Source organism: Kitasatospora sp. cg17-2 (assembly GCF_054031055.1).
Map to the genome: position 1 here is coordinate 7,064,406 of NZ_CM132923.1, position 17,607 is coordinate 7,082,012.

The window sequence follows — 17,607 nt, forward strand, 5'->3', positions numbered from 1 at the left end:
CATTGCAGGCGGTCGGGAGGGACGGAACGGATGGCTCAGGATCCCCTCGGCGACGGCCACCAGCAGTGGTACCCGCAGCAGACGCCCCTGGAGTGGCCCGCCGGGCACCCGGAGCACCCGGTACACCTGGAGCCCGCCGAGTACCCGGCGCAGCAGGCGTGGCCGGGGGAGTACGGGCAGCAGGCCTACGGAGCACAGGCCTACGGGCAGCAGGGGTACGTGGAGCAGGGGTACGGACCACAGGGGTACGGACCGCAGGGGCACGTCGGCTACGACCCCCATGCCTCCCGGGCCGGGTACGGCCACACCCCGCAGCAGACCTGGCCCCACGGGGCCGTCGACGCACCGGACCAGCAGCAGTACGCGCCCTACGTGGTCGTCCCGCAGCAGCCGAGCGGCGGGGAGCTCTACGCCCCCGCCGGCGCCGAGTACTCCGCCGACGGCTATCTGCGGCTGGAGCCGGAGCCCGTCACCGAGCCGGAGCCCGAGCCCGAGTCGAAGCCGAAGCCGAAGCCGGAACCCGAGTCCGAGCCCGAGGCCGCGCCCGTGGCGCCCTCCTCGCGGCGGGCGGACCGCGCCGCCGGCCGGTCCGGCCTCGCCGCCAGGGCCAGGGCCGCCGCGGACGCCGTCGTCGACGCCGAGCACACCCCCGGCCGCCGGGCCCTGCTGGTGCGCACCGGCGCCGGGGTCGCCGCCCTCGGCGTCCTGGTCGCGGCCGGCCTCATGGTCGGCCTGGAGGGCGGCGGCTCCGCCGACAACGCCACCGGCGGTGAGCCGGGCTTCACCGTCGCGCACACCCGGACCTGGGCCGCCGGTGCCGCCGCCCAGCCCGGCGGTGACGACACCCTGGTCGGCAGTTGGCTGCTGGGCGGCGCCGTGGTCCGCGCCGATGCCACCGGCGTCCGCGCCTACGACCTGACGGACGGCCGTCCGACCTGGTCGATGGAGCCGCCGGCCGCGGGTGCCGTGCCCTGCGGCCTGTCCCCGACCGTCAATCTGACCGGCCTCGGTGCCGTGCTGTTCCGGCCCCGGGCCGACCCCAAGAGCCCCTGCTCCCTGGTCGCGGCCGTCGACAGCGGCACCGGCCGGACGGCCTGGACCAAGTCGCTCTCCGACGCCAAGGGCGCCTACGGAGCGAGCGTCGGGGTCACCGACGACAAGGTGATAGCCGTCGGCGACAGTCACGCCGTCGCCTGGGAGGCCACCGGCGGCAACGATCTCTGGCAGTACACCGGGCAGGGGAAGTTCTGCACCCTCTCCGGCGGGGCGTCCGGCGGTACCGTCCTGGTCGCCAGCTCCTGCGCCGACTCCACCCCCGTGGACCAGGCCGTCGCGCTGAACGCCGTCGACGGCAAGGTCACCTGGTCGCGCCCCCTGAACAACAAACCGAGGACCTCGACGGTGCTCTCCGTCGAGCCGCCGGTCGTGCTCACCACCGGCGAGAAGCCCGAGGACGACCGGGTCCTCGCCTGGGGTGCCAACGGCGACCCCGCCACCGAGATCCCGGTCGCCGGCTCCGGGGGCCGACTCGACGTCGCCCACGGGATGTTCTCGGCCACTCCCGGGGCCTTCTTCCAGGACCGCACGATGATCACCACGGTCGCCCCGGCGAACGGCGCCGGCGGCTCCGTCGCGGTGGTCGGCTACGACCTCGACAGCGGCAAGCAGCGCTGGCGGACCACCGCGCGGGAGAAGGGCGCGGCCCGGGCGGTCGCGGTGGACGGCGGCGCCCTGGTGCTCGCGGTGGACGAGCGCCTCGACCAGCCGGCCCACCTCAGCCGCTTCGCCCTGGCCGACGGACGCCAGACGGTCGGCGGGAACTTCCCGCCCGGGACCGGCTCGCTGCTGGTCTCCGGACGGGTGCTGATCGGCGGCGGCCGGGTCGTCGCCGTCCCCGAGCACTCGACCAACTTCGGCACCGCGACCGGCTACCGGGCGCAGGAGTAGTCGCGCCCGGCCGCACACCGACTTCCCCCGTCGATGCGCGGCCGAGCTTCCCCCCGCTTCCCCCCTGGTCCGGGTACCGCGTCAGGCGGCGGCCGACGCGGCCGACGCGACCACCTGGGCCGGCAGCCAGGCGGCCAGGTCGCGGACGTCCGCGCCGCGCAGGCCCAGCGCCATCATCAGCGTGGCCTGCGGCGTCGGCACGAACGGCCGGCGGAGCAGCTTCATCCCCGCCTGTTCCGGCGTCCGGTCGGCCTTGCGCTGGTTGTCCTCGGAGCAGGCGGCCACCGTGTTCATCCAGGTGTCCGTACCCCCGCGCGACCTGGGCTGCAGGTGGTCCACCGTGGTGGCCCGCCGACCGCAGTAGGCGCACAGGTGCTGGTCCCGGACGAGCACCCCGCGGCGGGACCACGGAGCCTGTTGTCGGAACGGCACCCGGACGTACCGCTGGAGTCTGATCACCCGCGGCACCGGTACGGTCACCCCCGTCCCGCGCATGGTGCGCAGTGGGTGGGCCTGCTCGACCACGGCCTTGTCCTGGAGCACCAGGACCACGGCACGCTGGAGCGACACCGTCGTCAGCGGCTCGTAGCTTGCGTTCAGAACCAGCGTGCTGCGCACCTCGGCCACCCTTCCGCGGGCGTGCCACGGCGGCACGACCGTCTCCACACACGTCACTGCCGCCGCGCGGCGGTGGGACCACTCTGAAGGGGCACAGGGCCGTCGAACAACGGAATTTCCGGTGTCGCCGAGGGGCACGGTCACGACGGACCGACGGGAATCGGATCCGACCGGAATCGCAGGAGCCGGGAATCCGACCCGTCCGGCGCGTCCATGCCAGTGCGGAGAAAACTCGTTGGCCGGGACCGCGTAGGCTCTACAACGCTGGAGTCGTCCCGCATCCGGGCCCGGAGGAACCGGGCCCGCACCGGGCGGGCGCCCGATCGAAGGAGAAGCGTGACCGTGACGGACATCGTCGACGAGCTGCGGTGGCGTGGGCTGATCGCCCTGTCCACCGACGAGGACGCACTGCGCAAGGCGTTCGCGGACGGCCCGGTCACGTTCTATTGCGGCTTCGACCCGACGGCCCCCAGCCTGCACCTCGGCAACCTGGTCCAGATCCTCACCATGCGCCGCATCCAGCAGGCGGGGAACCTCCCGCTCGGCCTGGTCGGCGGCGCCACCGGTCTGATCGGTGACCCGAAGCCCACCGCCGAGCGCGTGCTCAACGACCCTCAGACGGTGGCCGCCTGGGTCGACCGCCTGCGCGGCCAGATCTCGCGGTTCCTCGACTTCGAGGGCCCGTACGCGGCGCGCATGGTCAACAACCTGGACTGGACCTCCGGGATGTCCGCGATCAGCCTGCTCCGCGACGTGGGCAAGTACTTCCGCGTCAACAACATGATCGCCAAGGAGGCCGTCTCCCGACGGCTGAACTCCGACGCGGGCATCAGCTACACCGAGTTCAGCTACCAGATCCTCCAGGGCATGGACTACCTGGAGCTGAACCGCCGCTACGGCTGCAGCCTGCAGACCGGCGGCAGCGACCAGTGGGGCAACCTCACGGCCGGTACGGACCTGATCCGCAAGGCCGACGGCAAGTCCGTGCACGCGCTGGCCACGCCGCTGATCGTCAAGGCTGACGGCACCAAGTTCGGCAAGACGGAGTCCGGCACGGTCTGGCTCGACCCCGAGCTGACCACCCCGTACGCCTTCTACCAGTTCTGGCTGAACGCGGACGACCGGGACGTCCCCAACTTCCTGCGGATCTTCAGCTTCCGCTCGAAGGAGGAGGTCGAGGAGCTGGAGCGCGAGACCACCGAGCGCCCGGCCGCCCGCCTTGCCCAGCGCGCGCTGGCCGAGGAGCTGACCACGCTGGTGCACGGCGCCGAGCAGTACGAGCGCGCGGTCGCCGCCTCCAAGGCGCTGTTCGGCCAGGGCGACCTCGCCGACCTGGAGGCCCCGACCCTGGCGGCGGCCCTGGCCGAGGTCCCCAAGGCCGAGGTCACCGAGCTCCAGTCGATCGTCGACCTGCTGGTCGCCGTCGGTCTCTCCCCGAGCCGTTCGGCCGCGCGCCGGACGATCAAGGAGGGCGGTGCCTACCTCAACAACGTCAAGGTGACGGACGAGGAGGCGGTGCCGGCCGAGGCCGATCTGCTGCACGGCCGCTGGCTGGTCCTGCGCCGCGGGAAGCGGAACCTGGCCGCCGCCGAGCTGGCCAAGTGACCGAAACCCGACGCCGCTGACCTGCGGCTTCGACTCTCAGGGGCGGGATCCAGCCGGATCCCGCCCCTGATGTTTGACGGTGTCCGCCAGGTGGACTAGTGTTGAACGAGTCGCTGAAACGGCCATCCCATCGAGTGCTTGTCGCTCGGAGCATGAATTTCGAGTAACTCTCGGAATGCGCTAATGTGGAGGACGTCGCAAGAAAGCGACCCGACCAGTTCGGGAAATCCGATGAATGAAACTCCGGAAAACGGAGCGGAAAACGTCTGATAAGCTGGGAACACGAAAGAACGAAGCGCCCGGAGGGCCGGTGTGAAAGCCGCCTGAAGGAAGTGTCCGTTCCTTGAGAACTCAACAGCGTGCCAAAAGTCAACGCCAGATATGTTGACATCCCCGGCCTCGGACTTGTTCTGGGGTTGGAGATTCCTTTTGAAGTAAAACACTAGCGAGGACGCAGTGCGCGGGATCACCCTATTCCGGTGGTTGCCGTGCCGCTCGACGCGAGTGCTGACCGGATTACCGGTAATCATTCACGGAGAGTTTGATCCTGGCTCAGGACGAACGCTGGCGGCGTGCTTAACACATGCAAGTCGAACGGTGAAGCCCTTCGGGGTGGATCAGTGGCGAACGGGTGAGTAACACGTGGGCAATCTGCCCTGCACTCTGGGACAAGCCCTGGAAACGGGGTCTAATACCGGATATGACCTGGGACCGCATGGTCCCGGGTGTAAAGCTCCGGCGGTGCAGGATGAGCCCGCGGCCTATCAGCTTGTTGGTGGGGTAATGGCCTACCAAGGCGACGACGGGTAGCCGGCCTGAGAGGGCGACCGGCCACACTGGGACTGAGACACGGCCCAGACTCCTACGGGAGGCAGCAGTGGGGAATATTGCACAATGGGCGAAAGCCTGATGCAGCGACGCCGCGTGAGGGATGACGGCCTTCGGGTTGTAAACCTCTTTCAGCAGGGAAGAAGCGCAAGTGACGGTACCTGCAGAAGAAGCACCGGCTAACTACGTGCCAGCAGCCGCGGTAATACGTAGGGTGCGAGCGTTGTCCGGAATTATTGGGCGTAAAGAGCTCGTAGGCGGCCTGTCGCGTCGGATGTGAAAGCCCGGGGCTCAACCCCGGGTCTGCATTCGATACGGGCAGGCTAGAGTGTGGTAGGGGAGATCGGAATTCCTGGTGTAGCGGTGAAATGCGCAGATATCAGGAGGAACACCGGTGGCGAAGGCGGATCTCTGGGCCATTACTGACGCTGAGGAGCGAAAGCGTGGGGAGCGAACAGGATTAGATACCCTGGTAGTCCACGCCGTAAACGTTGGGAACTAGGTGTTGGCGACATTCCACGTCGTCGGTGCCGCAGCTAACGCATTAAGTTCCCCGCCTGGGGAGTACGGCCGCAAGGCTAAAACTCAAAGGAATTGACGGGGGCCCGCACAAGCAGCGGAGCATGTGGCTTAATTCGACGCAACGCGAAGAACCTTACCAAGGCTTGACATATACCGGAAACGGCTAGAGATAGTCGCCCCCTTGTGGTCGGTATACAGGTGGTGCATGGTTGTCGTCAGCTCGTGTCGTGAGATGTTGGGTTAAGTCCCGCAACGAGCGCAACCCTTGTTCTGTGTTGCCAGCATGCCTTTCGGGGTGATGGGGACTCACAGGAGACTGCCGGGGTCAACTCGGAGGAAGGTGGGGACGACGTCAAATCATCATGCCCCTTATGTCTTGGGCTGCACACGTGCTACAATGGTCGGTACAAAGGGCTGCGATGCCGCGAGGCGGAGCGAATCCCAAAAAGCCGGCCTCAGTTCGGATTGGGGTCTGCAACTCGACCCCATGAAGTTGGAGTTGCTAGTAATCGCAGATCAGCATGCTGCGGTGAATACGTTCCCGGGCCTTGTACACACCGCCCGTCACGTCACGAAAGTCGGTAACACCCGAAGCCGGTGGCCTAACCCGTAAGGGGAGGAGCCGTCGAAGGTGGGACCAGCGATTGGGACGAAGTCGTAACAAGGTAGCCGTACCGGAAGGTGCGGCTGGATCACCTCCTTTCTAAGGAGCAATATGCCGCTTGCAGGCGAATGTCCTGCACGGTTGCTCATGGGTGGAACGTTGACTATTCGGCACAGGAAGAGACCAGGGGCTAGTACTGCTTCGGCGTGGAACGCGTTCTGGGATTGACTGTGTCGGGCACGTTGTTGGGTCCTGAGGGAACGGCCGTATGGTCTGTTGCTTCAGAGATGCCGGTCTCATGCGAGGTGGTCTTCGGGCTGCTGAGTGTGGGTGTCTGGTCGTTGTTTGAGAACTGCACAGTGGACGCGAGCATCTGTGGCCAAGTTTTTAAGGGCGCACGGTGGATGCCTTGGCACCAGGAACCGATGAAGGACGTGGGAGGCCACGATAGTCCCCGGGGAGCCGTCAACCAGGCTTTGATCCGGGGGTTTCCGAATGGGGAAACCCGGCAGTCGTCATGGGCTGTCACCCATACCTGAACACATAGGGTATGTGGAGGGAACGCGGGGAAGTGAAACATCTCAGTACCCGCAGGAAGAGAAAACAACCGTGATTCCGGGAGTAGTGGCGAGCGAAACCGGATGAGGCTAAACCATGAGCGTGTGAGACCCGGCAGGGGTTGCGCTCATGGGGTCGTGGGATTTTTCTTGACCGGTCTGTTACCGGTCGGCGAGTCAGAAACCGTACAGGTAGTCGAAGGACATGCGAAAGGTCCGGCGTAGAGGGTAAGACCCCCGTAGGCGAAATCTGTACGGCTCGTTTGAAGAACTCCCAAGTAGCACGGGGCCCGAGAAATCCCGTGTGAATCTGGCGGGACCACCCGCTAAGCCTAAATATTCCCTGGTGACCGATAGCGGATAGTACCGTGAGGGAATGGTGAAAAGTACCGCGGGAGCGGAGTGAAATAGTACCTGAAACCGTGTGCCTACAAGCCGTGGGAGCGTCGGACATGCAGCTTGCTGTGTGTCTCGTGACTGCGTGCCTTTTGAAGAATGAGCCTGCGAGTTTGCGGTGTGTAGCGAGGTTAACCCGTGTGGGGTAGCCGTAGCGAAAGCGAGTCCGAACAGGGCGATACAGTTGCATGCCCAAGACCCGAAGCGGAGTGATCTAGCCATGGGCAGGTTGAAGCGGAGGTAAGACTTCGTGGAGGACCGAACCCACCAGGGTTGAAAACCTGGGGGATGACCTGTGGTTAGGGGTGAAAGGCCAATCAAACTCCGTGATAGCTGGTTCTCCCCGAAATGCATTTAGGTGCAGCGTCACGTGTTTCTTGCCGGAGGTAGAGCACTGGATAGGCGATGGGCCTCACCGGGTTACTGACCTTAGCCAAACTCCGAATGCCGGTAAGTGAGAGCGTGGCAGTGAGACTGTGGGGGATAAGCTCCATGGTCGAGAGGGAAACAGCCCAGAACACCGACTAAGGTCCCTAAGCGTGTGCTAAGTGGGAAAGGATGTGGAGTCGCAGAGACAACCAGGAGGTTGGCTTAGAAGCAGCCACCCTTGAAAGAGTGCGTAATAGCTCACTGGTCAAGTGATTCCGCGCCGACAATGTAGCGGGGCTCAAGCACATCACCGAAGTCGTGTCATTGCAGCATGAAGGGCCAACGCCTGCTGTGATGGGTAGGGGAGCGTCGTGTGCCGGGTGAAGCGGCGGTGGAAACCAGTCGTGGACGGTACACGAGTGAGAATGCAGGCATGAGTAGCGATACAAGAGTGGGAAACTCTTGCGCCGATTGACCAAGGGTTCCTGGGTCAAGCTGATCTGCCCAGGGTAAGTCGGGACCTAAGGCGAGGCCGACAGGCGTAGTCGATGGACAACGGGTTGATATTCCCGTACCCGCTTTGAAGCGCCAACGCTGAACCAGGTGATGCTAAAGCCGTGAAGTAGCCCGGAGTCTTCGGACAAAGGGACGTGGTGGAGCCGCTGAACCAAGTCTGTACTAGGTGAGCGATGGGGTGACGCAGGAAGGTAGTCCAGCCCGGGCGGTGGTTGTCCCGGGGTAAGGGTGTAGGGCGTTGTGTAGGCAAATCCGCACAACAATAGCCTGAGACCTGATGCCGAGCCGATTGTGGTGAAGTGGATGATCCTATGCTGTCGAGAAAAGCCTCTAGCGAGTTTCATGGCGGCCCGTACCCCAAACCGACTCAGGTGGTCAGGTAGAGAATACCGAGGCGTTCGGGTGAACTATGGTTAAGGAACTCGGCAAAATGCCCCCGTAACTTCGGGAGAAGGGGGGCCATTCCTGGTGACGGCACTTGCTGCCAGAGCTGGGGGTGGCCGCAGAGACCAGCGAGAAGCGACTGTTTACTAAAAACACAGGTCCGTGCGAAGCCGTAAGGCGATGTATACGGACTGACGCCTGCCCGGTGCTGGAACGTTAAGGGGACCGGTTAGCTCTGATTCGTCGGGGCGAAGCTGAGAACTTAAGCGCCAGTAAACGGCGGTGGTAACTATAACCATCCTAAGGTAGCGAAATTCCTTGTCGGGTAAGTTCCGACCTGCACGAATGGCGTAACGACTTCTCGACTGTCTCAACCATAGGCCCGGTGAAATTGCATTACGAGTAAAGATGCTCGTTTCGCGCAGCAGGACGGAAAGACCCCGGGACCTTTACTATAGCTTGATATTGGTGTTCGGTTCGGCTTGTGTAGGATAGGTGGGAGACTTTGAAGCCATGACGCCAGTCATGGTGGAGTCGTCGTTGAAATACCACTCTGGTCGTGCTGGATGTCTAACCTGGGTCCGTGATCCGGATCAGGGACAGTGTCTGGTGGGTAGTTTAACTGGGGCGGTTGCCTCCTAAAGAGTAACGGAGGCGCCCAAAGGTTCCCTCAGCCTGGTTGGCAATCAGGTGTTGAGTGTAAGTGCACAAGGGAGCTTGACTGTGAGACTGACGGGTCGAGCAGGGACGAAAGTCGGGACTAGTGATCCGGCGGTGGCTTGTGGAAGCGCCGTCGCTCAACGGATAAAAGGTACCCCGGGGATAACAGGCTGATCTTCCCCAAGAGTCCATATCGACGGGATGGTTTGGCACCTCGATGTCGGCTCGTCGCATCCTGGGGCTGGAGTAGGTCCCAAGGGTTGGGCTGTTCGCCCATTAAAGCGGTACGCGAGCTGGGTTTAGAACGTCGTGAGACAGTTCGGTCCCTATCCGCTGTGCGCGTAGGAGTGTTGAGAAGGGCTGTCCCTAGTACGAGAGGACCGGGACGGACGAACCTCTGGTGTGCCAGTTGTCCTGCCAAGGGCATGGCTGGTTGGCTACGTTCGGGAGGGATAACCGCTGAAAGCATCTAAGCGGGAAGCCTGCTTCGAGATGAGCACTCCCACCTCCTTGAGAGGGTAAGGCTCCCAGTAGACGACTGGGTTGATAGGCCGGATATGGAAGCCCTGTGAGGGGTGGAGTTGACCGGTACTAATAGGCCGAGGGCTTGTCCTCAGACGCTCGCGTTCACTGTGTGGTTCCCGGGTAGCGAACAGCTATCGCCGGCGAACACAAGAAACACTTATCAACTAAAAAGTGTGTTTCGCTGAATACCCGATAGGGTTTCGGTGGTCATAGCGTGAGGGAAACGCCCGGTTACATTCCGAACCCGGAAGCTAAGCCTCACAGCGCCGATGGTACTGCAGGGGGGACCCTGTGGGAGAGTAGGACGCCGCCGAACAATTATTCAAAGCCGCGGCCCCCAGCGAATCGCTGGGGGCCGCGGCTTTTTTGCGTTGTGCGTTTGTGTGTACGACCGGCAGAACAGGGACTTCCGCCCGGACGCGGGGTGCCCCTGGATGTCGGACAATGGAGAAGGTGTACGGCCAGGAGGCCGGCACCGAGCCGTGCGAGGGCAGTGGTGCTGCCCGATGCGCGGTGGAGATGAAGAAGCAGAAGGAGTCACCACGATGGCGAACGAGCCCCAGGACCGTCCCGAGCGTCGATCGGACGACGGCCGCGGCTACGAGCCCCGGTCTCGCGGGAGCTGGTCCAACGACCGTGCTCCGCGACGCGACGACCGCAGCGACGACCGTGGCGGCTTCCGCCGCGACGACCGCGGCGGCCGTCCCGCCGGCGGTGGCTACGGCGGTGGCTACGGCGGTGGCCGTGACGACCGAGGCGGCGACCGTGGCGGCTTCCGCCGCGACGACCGTGGTGGCGACCGCCCCTACAGCGGCGGTGGTGGCGGCGGTTTCCGTCGTGACGACCGTGGTGACCGTCCGACCGGTGGTGGCGGCGGTTTCCGTCGTGACGACCGTGGTGACCGTCCGACCGGTGGTGGCGGCGGTTTCCGTCGTGACGACCGTGGTGGCGACCGCCCGTCCGGCGGTGGCTTCCGCCGTGACGACCGTGGCGACCGTCCCACCGGTGGTGGCTTCCGTCGTGACGACCGCCCGGGTGGCTTCGGTGGTGGCCGTGACGACCGTGGCGGCGACCGTGGCGGCTTCCGCCGCGATGACCGTGGTGACCGTCCGACCGGCGGTGGCGGCGGTTTCCGTCGCGACGACCGTGGTGGCGACCGCCCGTCCGGCGGTGGCTTCCGCCGTGACGACCGCGGCGACCGTCCCACCGGTGGTGGCTTCCGCCGTGACGACCGCCCGGGTGGCTTCGGTGGTGGCCGTGACGACCGTGGCGGCGACCGTGGCGGCTTCCGCCGCGATGACCGTGGTGACCGTCCGACCGGTGGGGGCGGCGGTTTCCGTCGTGACGACCGTGGTGGCGACCGCCCGTCCGGCGGTGGCTTCCGCCGTGACGACCGTGGCGACCGTCCCACCGGTGGTGGCTTCCGCCGTGACGACCGCCCGAGCGGCTTCCGTCGCGACGACCGTGGTGACCGCCCCTCCGGCGGTGGCTTCGGTGGTGGCCGTGACGACCGTGGCGGCGACCGCGGTGGCTTCCGTCGTGACGACCGCGGCGACCGCCCCTCCGGCGGCGGCTTCGGTGGTGGCCGTGACGACCGTGGTGGCGACCGCGGCGGTTTCCGTCGCGATGACCGTGGCGACCGTCCCACCGGTGGTGGCTTCCGTCGTGACGACCGCCCGGGTGGCTTCGGTGGTGGCCGTGACGACCGTGGCGGCGACCGTGGCGGCTTCCGTCGCGATGACCGTGGTGACCGTCCGACCGGTGGTGGCGGCGGTTTCCGTCGCGACGACCGCGGCGACCGCCCGTCCGGCGGTGGCTTCCGCCGCGACGACCGTGGTGACCGCCCGACCGGCGGTGGCTTCCGCCGCGACGACCGCCCGAGCGGCTTCCGACGTGACGACCGTGGCGACCGCCCCTCCGGCGGTGGCTTCGGTGGCGGCCGTGACGACCGTGGCGGCGACCGTGGCGGCTTCCGCCGCGACGACCGTGGTGGCGACCGCCCCTACGGCGGTGGTGGCGGCGGCTTCCGTCGTGACGACCGCGGCGACCGCGGCGACCGCCCCTCGGGCGGCGGCTACGGCCGTGACCGCGACGACCGCGGCGGCTACCGGGGCGGCCGCGACGAGCGCGGCGGCGGCCGGGACTACCAGGACGACCGCCGGGGCAACTACGAGCCGGTCAAGCGCCTGCCGATCCCCGAGGACGTCACCGGCTTCGAGATCGACGCGGACGTGCGCCAGGAGCTCAAGAGCCTGCCCAAGACGCTCGCGGACGACGTCGCCCGCAACCTGGTGATGGTCGCCCGGCTGCTCGACGACGAGCCGGAGGAGGCCTACCAGTACTCGCGCGTCGCGCTGCGGCTGGCCTCCCGCGTCGCCGCCGTCCGTGAGGCGGCCGGTTTCGCCTCGTACGTGACCCAGCGCTACTCGGAGGCGCTGACCGAGTTCCGCGCCGCCCGTCGGATGACCGGTCGCGCGGACCTGTGGCCGGTGATGGCCGACTGCGAGCGCGGTCTGGGCCGCCCGGAGAAGGCGCTGGCGATGGCCGGCGAGCCCGAGGTGAAGCAGCTGGACAAGGCCGGCCAGGTCGAGATGCGTCTCGTCGCGGCCGGTGCGCGCGGTGACATGGAGCAGTTCGACGCCGCCGTCGTCACCCTGCAGAGCTCCGAGCTGGCCTCGTCCGCGGTGCACCCGTGGACCGCGCGCCTGCGCTACGCCTACGCCGAGGCGCTGATCGCGGCCGGCCGCGGCGACGAGGCCCGCGACTGGTTCGCCAAGGCTGTCGAGGCCGACACCGACGGCACCACCAACGCCGCCGAGCGTCTCGCCGAGATCGACGGTGTGGAGTTCATCGACGCCCTCGACCCGGAGCTCGCCGAGGAGGAGGCCGAGCAGGCCGCCGAGCCGGCCGCCCGCAAGGGTGGCGAGTCCTCGGACGAGCGGGTCATCTTCGAGGACGAGGAGGACGTCGAGGAGTTCTACGACGAGGACGACCTCGAGATCGACGAGGAGTTCGACGGCGTGGTGCCGGAGCGTTCCGCCGAGCGCGACGACAAGTAGTCGACGGCCCCGACCGCCGGCGGGCGCCGGCGGTCGGGCGCGTCACGAGTGAGGCCCTGCCGCACCCCGGGAGATCCGGAGTGCGGCAGGGCCTCACTGCGTTCGGAGCCGCTGCGGCGTCAGCCCAGCTCCAGGTTGCGCAGCACCAGACCGGTGGCCGGCTTCGGGCCGAAGGAGGTGGACTTCCGCGGCATGGTGACGCCCTGTTCGGCGAGCCGGCGGACCACGCTCTCCCGCACCGGGTGCAGCAGCACGGCCGTGCCGCCGCTGCGGGCGGCCTCGCGCTCGGCGGCGACCGCGGTGTGCAGGTAGCCGATGTCGTCCGGGCCGTCCGGGACCCGCCAGGTGTGGTCGAGCAGGGTGGCGTGCAGGACGGTGGCGTCCAGGTGACGCCACTCCTCGGGCTTGTCCTGCGGCACGGTGGCGTCGAGCAGGGCCTCGTCGGGGTCGGTGACGAGGTGGTAGACGCCGTCCCCGCCGGTGAGCAGGAAGCCGCTGCCGCCGTGGCGTTTCTGCTCGGAGAGTGCCTGCAGCGCGCCGTCCAGCGGGCCGGGGACCTCCTTGACCTGCCACTGGCCGCCGAGCCGGGCCAGGGCCTCCTCGACCGGCAGCCGGTAGAGCACCCGGTGGATGGCCCGCACCCGCAGCGGATAGCGGGCGGTGTCGACCAGCAGCACCAGGCCCCGGTCCCAGGGGCTGCGGGGCAGGTGCCGGTGCTCGCGCTGGAGGCGCAGGTACATCTCCCAGCGGTGGTGGCCGTCGGCGATGAGGGCGCGGCAGGTCGCCAGGTCGCGACCGATCTCGGCGATCTCGGCCGGGTCGGTGACCGCCCACAGCCGGTGGTGGGTGCCGTCGGTGGTGGTCGTGGTGAGCAGCGGCTCGGCGCGGACGGCGCGTTCGATCACGTCGGACGCCCCGCCGCTGCCCCGGTAGGTGAGCAGCAGCGGTTCGAGGTTGGCCCGGGTGGTGCGCATCAGGCCGACCCGGTCGGCGACCGGTCGGGGCATCACGTCCTCGTGGGGGAGGACCACGCCGGCCTCGCTGCCGCTGACGGCGAGGGCGCCGATGAGTCCGCGCTGGAGGACCTCCGCGCTGCCGTCGGCGGCGGGGACGCGCTGCTCGTAGACGTAGAGGGCCGGCTCGGGGTCGGCGGCCAGGACGCCCTCGCGCTGCCACTCGCGCAGCAGCCTGGCGGCGTGCCGGTAGCGGGTGTCGCGGTCGGGGCGGTCGCCGGTGTCCTCGGGCTCGGGGCGCGGGAGGATCAGCCGGACCACGTTGTGCGGGTCGGCGGTCTCCAGGTCGAGCCTTCGGCCGGGGTCGACGACGTCGTACGGCGGTGAGGTGACGGCGGCCAGGGCGCCGACCCGGTCGGGGTCGTAGCGGAGGCCGCGGAACGGGGACAGGGACAGGCCTGCGGTGGCGACGTGGCCGGGATTGCCGGGGCCGCCCTGCGGAGACTCCACTCCGCTTTCTGCACTGGGTGTGCTCATTCTGGGCATCGTAACCGGGTACGCGTTGTTCAGAGATCGGAACACCCGTGCCGGACCGGTGGCCGGGTGTCGTGACCGAGGGCGAGGTTCGGGGTGGACGAGCGCGACGAGCGGGTGGACGACGGCGCTGGTGGCGGTGCGGACACCGGTGGTGGGGGGACGGTTTCGTCGGGCCAGCAGCAGCGGTCCGGTGAGCCCGAGGGGGACGTCTACGAGTGGTTCCGCCGGGGTGCGCGGCTGCTCGCGCAGGGGAACCCGGCGGCGGCCGAGCAGCTGCTGGCCCGGGCGGCCTCGGCCGAGCCGGACTCGCGCAGTATTCGGGAGGCGCTGGCCCGGGCGCAGTTCGACGCGGGGTCGTACGCGGCGGCGCTGGAGAACTTCCGGACCGTGGCGCTGGCCGATCCGTCGGACGACTACGCTCAGTTCGGGTGGGGTGTGGCGGCGGCCCGGCTGGGCGACTTCGAGGCCTCCGCCGAGCATCTGGCGCTGGCCGTGGCGATGCGGCCGGAGAACGACCACTACCGGGCGGCGCTGCGGCAGACCCGGGCGACGCTGACGGCCCGGGCCGGGGGGTTCGGTCCGCTGCTGCCGGGGGCGCCGGGCTACCTGGAGCCGCCGGCCGGGGCGGACGGTCCGGGAACCGGGTCGGGTCCGGGAACCACGGCGGGTCCGGAGCCGACCGGTGATCGGGACCGGCAGGACGGTTGAGCCGGTGCGGTGCCTGACGGGTGCGGTTCCGGCCGCCGCGGGGACTCCCGGCGGACGAGTACGACTGACGCGATGAGTGAGGTAGAGCAGGCATGACCGAAACGGCCACCACCGTGCGACGGACCGCCCCGGGCGGCAGCGAGCTGCCGCTGACCGAGGCGTACGACACGGCACTGCTGGACCTCGACGGCGTGGTGTACGCCGGCCCGAACGCGATCGAGTACGCCGTGGAGTCGCTCGACGCGGCCCGCGCCGCCGGGATGCGGCTGGCGTACGTGACCAACAACGCCTCCCGGCCGCCCCGGGTGGTCGCCGAGCACCTGACCGAGCTGGGGGTGCCGGCCGAGGCGGCGGACGTGATCAATTCCGCCCAGGCCGCCGCCCGGGTGCTCGCCGAGAAGCTGCCGGCCGGTGCGAAGGTGCTGGTGGTCGGCGGGCTCGGGCTGGAGGAGGCGCTGGCCGAGCGCGGCCTGGTCGCGGTCCGGACCCTGGCCGAGGAGCCGCTGGCGGTGGTGCAGGGCTTCGACGCCTCGGTGGGGTGGACGCATCTGGCGGAGGCCTCCTACGCGGTGCAGTCCGGGCTGCCGTGGGTGGCGTCCAACACCGATGTGACGGTGCCGACCGCGCGCGGGATCGCGCCGGGCAACGGGATGCTGGTGGCGGCGGTGCGGGCGGCGACCGGGGTGGAGCCGGAGGTGGCGGGCAAGCCGCTGCCGCCGATGCACCGCGAGACGGTGCTGCGGACCGGGGCGAAGCGGCCGCTGGTGGTCGGTGACCGGCTGGACACCGACATCGAGGGCGCGTTCAACGGCGGGGTGGACAGCCTGCTGGTGTTCACCGGGGTGACGACGGCGGCGCAGCTGCTGGCGGCCCCGGTCGAGCACCGGCCGACGTACCTGGCGGAGGACCTGCGGGGTCTGCTGACCGCGCACGCGCCGGTCACGCCCGGGGCGGGCGGCGGGTTCGGCTGCGGCGGCTTCGTCGCGGTGGCGCAGGGCGGCGTGCTGCGGCTGGAGGGTGTCGGGGCGGACCGCTGGGACGGTCTGCGGGCGCTGTGCGCGGCGGCCTGGACGGCGCTGGACGCGGACGGCGAGCCGGTGGACGGGCGGAAGGCGCTGGCCGAGCTGGGCTTCTGAGCCCGGGGCCGCTCCTGGGCGGTGGCCGGTCGGTGGCCGGTCGGTGGCCGGGTCAGAGCAGGGTGCGCAGCCGCAGCAGGTCGCGGAAGCCTGCCTCCAGCTTGACCCGGCCGCCGACCCAGGCCGAGGCGAAGTTGAGCCGGCCGCCGACCAGGGCGAGCAGGTCGTCGCTGCTCATGGTGAGTCGGATGTCCGCCTTCGCGGTCGGGCTGCCGGGGTGCTGCTCGACGTCCTGGATGCTCCCGGCGCGCAGCTGCCCGGTGAAGGTCAGGTCGAGGTCGGTGATCCGGCAGCTCAGCGAGCGGTCGAGGCCGGCCGCCGTGCGGACGTCGCCGGTGGCCTTGGCAAGGTTGCGGCTGAGCTGCTCCAGCGCCTCGCGGCACTCCTCGGCGTTGGCCATGGCGGTGGATCCCCTCCCCGGACGGGCCGCCGCGTCCCCGGCGGGTGCCGGGGTCCGGTGGCGGCCGACTGCCGGGCCACGCTACCGCAGGAGGGTTTTGGCGGTAGCGTCGTCGGTGGGATGCCCGGATCCGTCCGGGCGCCGTGGCGACGGAGCGATGCGCGCAGGCGAATGGGAGGCACCCGGATGCTGCCGAAGACGGTACGAGGAGCGGTGGCGGCCGCGGCCGTACTGGTGGAGGAGGTCGGCAAGCGGGTCGTCGGAACGGCGGCCGGTCTGCTGGAGAAGGGCGGGATCGACGTCACGGAGGTGGAGCGCCGCTTCGGCGGGCAGTTCCCTCCGTCGGCGCAGTCCTTGCAGACGCTCGCCGAGGAGGCGGTGACCGCCGGGCGGGCCGGGGTGGACCTGGCCGTCGGGGTGGCGCGCGGCGAGGTCGAGAAGGTCTTCGAGAAGGTCGGCGACCAGGTGACCAAGGTGGGCGTGGTGCTGGCCTACCTGGAGAGCAAGCTGCGCGAGGTCGAGGAGGAGGACGAGGGGGCGTCGCCGGAGCAGGCCGGGCCGCCGCCCGCGCCCCGGGCCGGCGGGCTGTTCGAGGACGGCTGGGAGCAGGAGACGAGGGGTTCGGCGGGGGCCGAGCGGATAGTGGTGGACGAGCCGGTCGAGGTCGACCCGCCGGTGCCGCCGAACGGGACGGCGGTGGCGGCCCCCTCGGCGAAGGCCGCCGCGACGACCGACGCGAAGACCGCGGAGCAGACCCCGGGGCAGATCGCGGAGCAGGCCCCGGAGAAGACCGTCGCGAAGAAGGCGGCGGCGCGGAAGCCCGCCGCGGCGAAGAAGGCCGCGCCGGCCGCGAAGAAGGCGGCGGCCAAGAAGACGGCGGTGAAGAAGACCGCCGTCAAGAAGACCTCGACCGCGAAGGGGGCGACGGCCGCCAAGAAGCCGGCCGAGGCCGGGGCCGAGCAGCCGCCCGCCAAGCGCACCGCCACCCGGAAGACCACGGTCCGCCGGACCAGCACCACGAAGAAGCCCGATGCCTGAACCGGAGAGCCGGACCGTCCCCGTCCCCGCCCCCGGTGAGCCGCTGCCGCTCGGCGTCGAGCTCGCGTCCACCGGGCACCCGGCGGTGGACGCCGGGCTGGCCCGGCTGGCGGCGCTGGACGGGGTGCCGACCGACGCACACGTCGCGGTGTACGAAGATGTCCATCAGCGGCTCGCCGACACGCTGGCCGCGCTCGACCGGGACTGACCGGGGCGAGCGGGAACCACCGTAGGAGCTGAAACAC

11 protein-coding genes and 3 rRNA genes are annotated in these 17,607 nt (G+C 68.9%); 11 read left to right on the top strand and 3 right to left on the bottom strand.

The window, feature by feature from the left end:
• The first annotated feature begins 30 nt into the window (after window positions 1–30).
• Window positions 31–1,947, top strand: a complete 1,917-nt coding sequence (locus ACW14Y_RS29890; protein WP_456983982.1) for an outer membrane protein assembly factor BamB family protein — start codon at window positions 31–33, stop codon at window positions 1,945–1,947.
• An 81-nt stretch (window positions 1,948–2,028) separates the two neighbouring features.
• On the opposite strand, the gene ACW14Y_RS29895 is transcribed toward ACW14Y_RS29890, so the two are convergent.
• On the bottom strand, window positions 2,029–2,565 hold the full coding sequence (locus ACW14Y_RS29895; RefSeq protein WP_380310228.1) for an HNH endonuclease: 537 nt from the start codon (window positions 2,563–2,565) through the stop codon (window positions 2,029–2,031).
• A 342-nt stretch (window positions 2,566–2,907) separates the two neighbouring features.
• On the opposite strand from ACW14Y_RS29895, the gene tyrS reads away from it, so the two are divergent.
• The 6 genes from tyrS to ACW14Y_RS29925 all read left to right on the top strand — a co-directional run bounded on the left by tyrS (window position 2,908) and on the right by ACW14Y_RS29925 (window position 12,590).
• Window positions 2,908–4,170, top strand: coding sequence for a tyrosine--tRNA ligase (gene tyrS / locus ACW14Y_RS29900; protein ID WP_380310231.1), 1,263 nt, complete (start codon window positions 2,908–2,910; stop codon window positions 4,168–4,170).
• A gap of 529 nt (window positions 4,171–4,699) precedes the next feature.
• Window positions 4,700–6,223: ribosomal RNA gene (locus ACW14Y_RS29905) — 16S ribosomal RNA — on the top strand.
• 278 nt (window positions 6,224–6,501) lie between these two features.
• Window positions 6,502–9,621, top strand: a 23S ribosomal RNA gene (locus tag ACW14Y_RS29910).
• Between the two features lie 109 nt (window positions 9,622–9,730).
• Window positions 9,731–9,847 (top strand): 5S ribosomal RNA (gene rrf, locus ACW14Y_RS29915).
• The 16S, 23S and 5S rRNA genes sit together here, the layout of an rRNA operon.
• Before the next feature lie 128 nt (window positions 9,848–9,975).
• The gene (locus tag ACW14Y_RS29920; RefSeq protein WP_456988427.1) at window positions 9,976–11,826 is read left to right on the top strand and encodes a hypothetical protein; all 1,851 of its coding nucleotides are present in this window, start codon (window positions 9,976–9,978) and stop codon (window positions 11,824–11,826) included.
• Window positions 11,718–12,590 (top strand): tetratricopeptide repeat protein, encoded by an 873-nt coding sequence (locus ACW14Y_RS29925; protein ID WP_266274652.1) that lies wholly within the window; start codon window positions 11,718–11,720, stop codon window positions 12,588–12,590. Before ACW14Y_RS29920 ends, ACW14Y_RS29925 begins: the two co-directional genes overlap by 109 nt.
• Before the next feature lie 119 nt (window positions 12,591–12,709).
• On the opposite strand, the gene ACW14Y_RS29930 is transcribed toward ACW14Y_RS29925, so the two are convergent.
• Window positions 12,710–14,080 (bottom strand): DUF1015 family protein, encoded by a 1,371-nt coding sequence (locus tag ACW14Y_RS29930; RefSeq protein WP_380310476.1) that lies wholly within the window; start codon window positions 14,078–14,080, stop codon window positions 12,710–12,712.
• Between the two features lie 93 nt (window positions 14,081–14,173).
• Between ACW14Y_RS29930 and ACW14Y_RS29935 the strand changes: the two genes are divergently transcribed.
• Both ACW14Y_RS29935 and ACW14Y_RS29940 read left to right on the top strand, forming a co-directional pair.
• Window positions 14,174–14,788, top strand: a complete 615-nt coding sequence (locus ACW14Y_RS29935) for a tetratricopeptide repeat protein (RefSeq protein WP_380310478.1) — start codon at window positions 14,174–14,176, stop codon at window positions 14,786–14,788.
• Window positions 14,789–14,880: 92 nt separating this feature from the next.
• Window positions 14,881–15,924 carry an HAD-IIA family hydrolase gene (locus tag ACW14Y_RS29940; protein WP_456983984.1) on the top strand — a complete coding sequence of 348 codons (1,044 nt, stop codon included), beginning with the start codon at window positions 14,881–14,883 and terminating at the stop codon, window positions 15,922–15,924.
• 52 nt (window positions 15,925–15,976) lie between these two features.
• Here the strand turns inward: ACW14Y_RS29940 and ACW14Y_RS29945 are convergent, their stop codons facing one another.
• Window positions 15,977–16,324, bottom strand: coding sequence for an SCP2 sterol-binding domain-containing protein (locus tag ACW14Y_RS29945; protein WP_030396083.1), 348 nt, complete (start codon window positions 16,322–16,324; stop codon window positions 15,977–15,979).
• Window positions 16,325–16,510: 186 nt separating this feature from the next.
• On the opposite strand from ACW14Y_RS29945, the gene ACW14Y_RS29950 reads away from it, so the two are divergent.
• Both ACW14Y_RS29950 and ACW14Y_RS29955 read left to right on the top strand, forming a co-directional pair.
• A complete protein-coding gene (locus ACW14Y_RS29950) occupies window positions 16,511–17,362 on the top strand; it encodes a hypothetical protein (protein ID WP_456983985.1) in 852 nt (283 codons plus the stop codon).
• On the top strand, window positions 17,355–17,570 hold the full coding sequence (locus ACW14Y_RS29955) for a hypothetical protein (RefSeq protein WP_456983986.1): 216 nt from the start codon (window positions 17,355–17,357) through the stop codon (window positions 17,568–17,570). Before ACW14Y_RS29950 ends, ACW14Y_RS29955 begins: the two co-directional genes overlap by 8 nt.
• The last annotated feature ends 37 nt before the right edge of the window (window positions 17,571–17,607 follow it).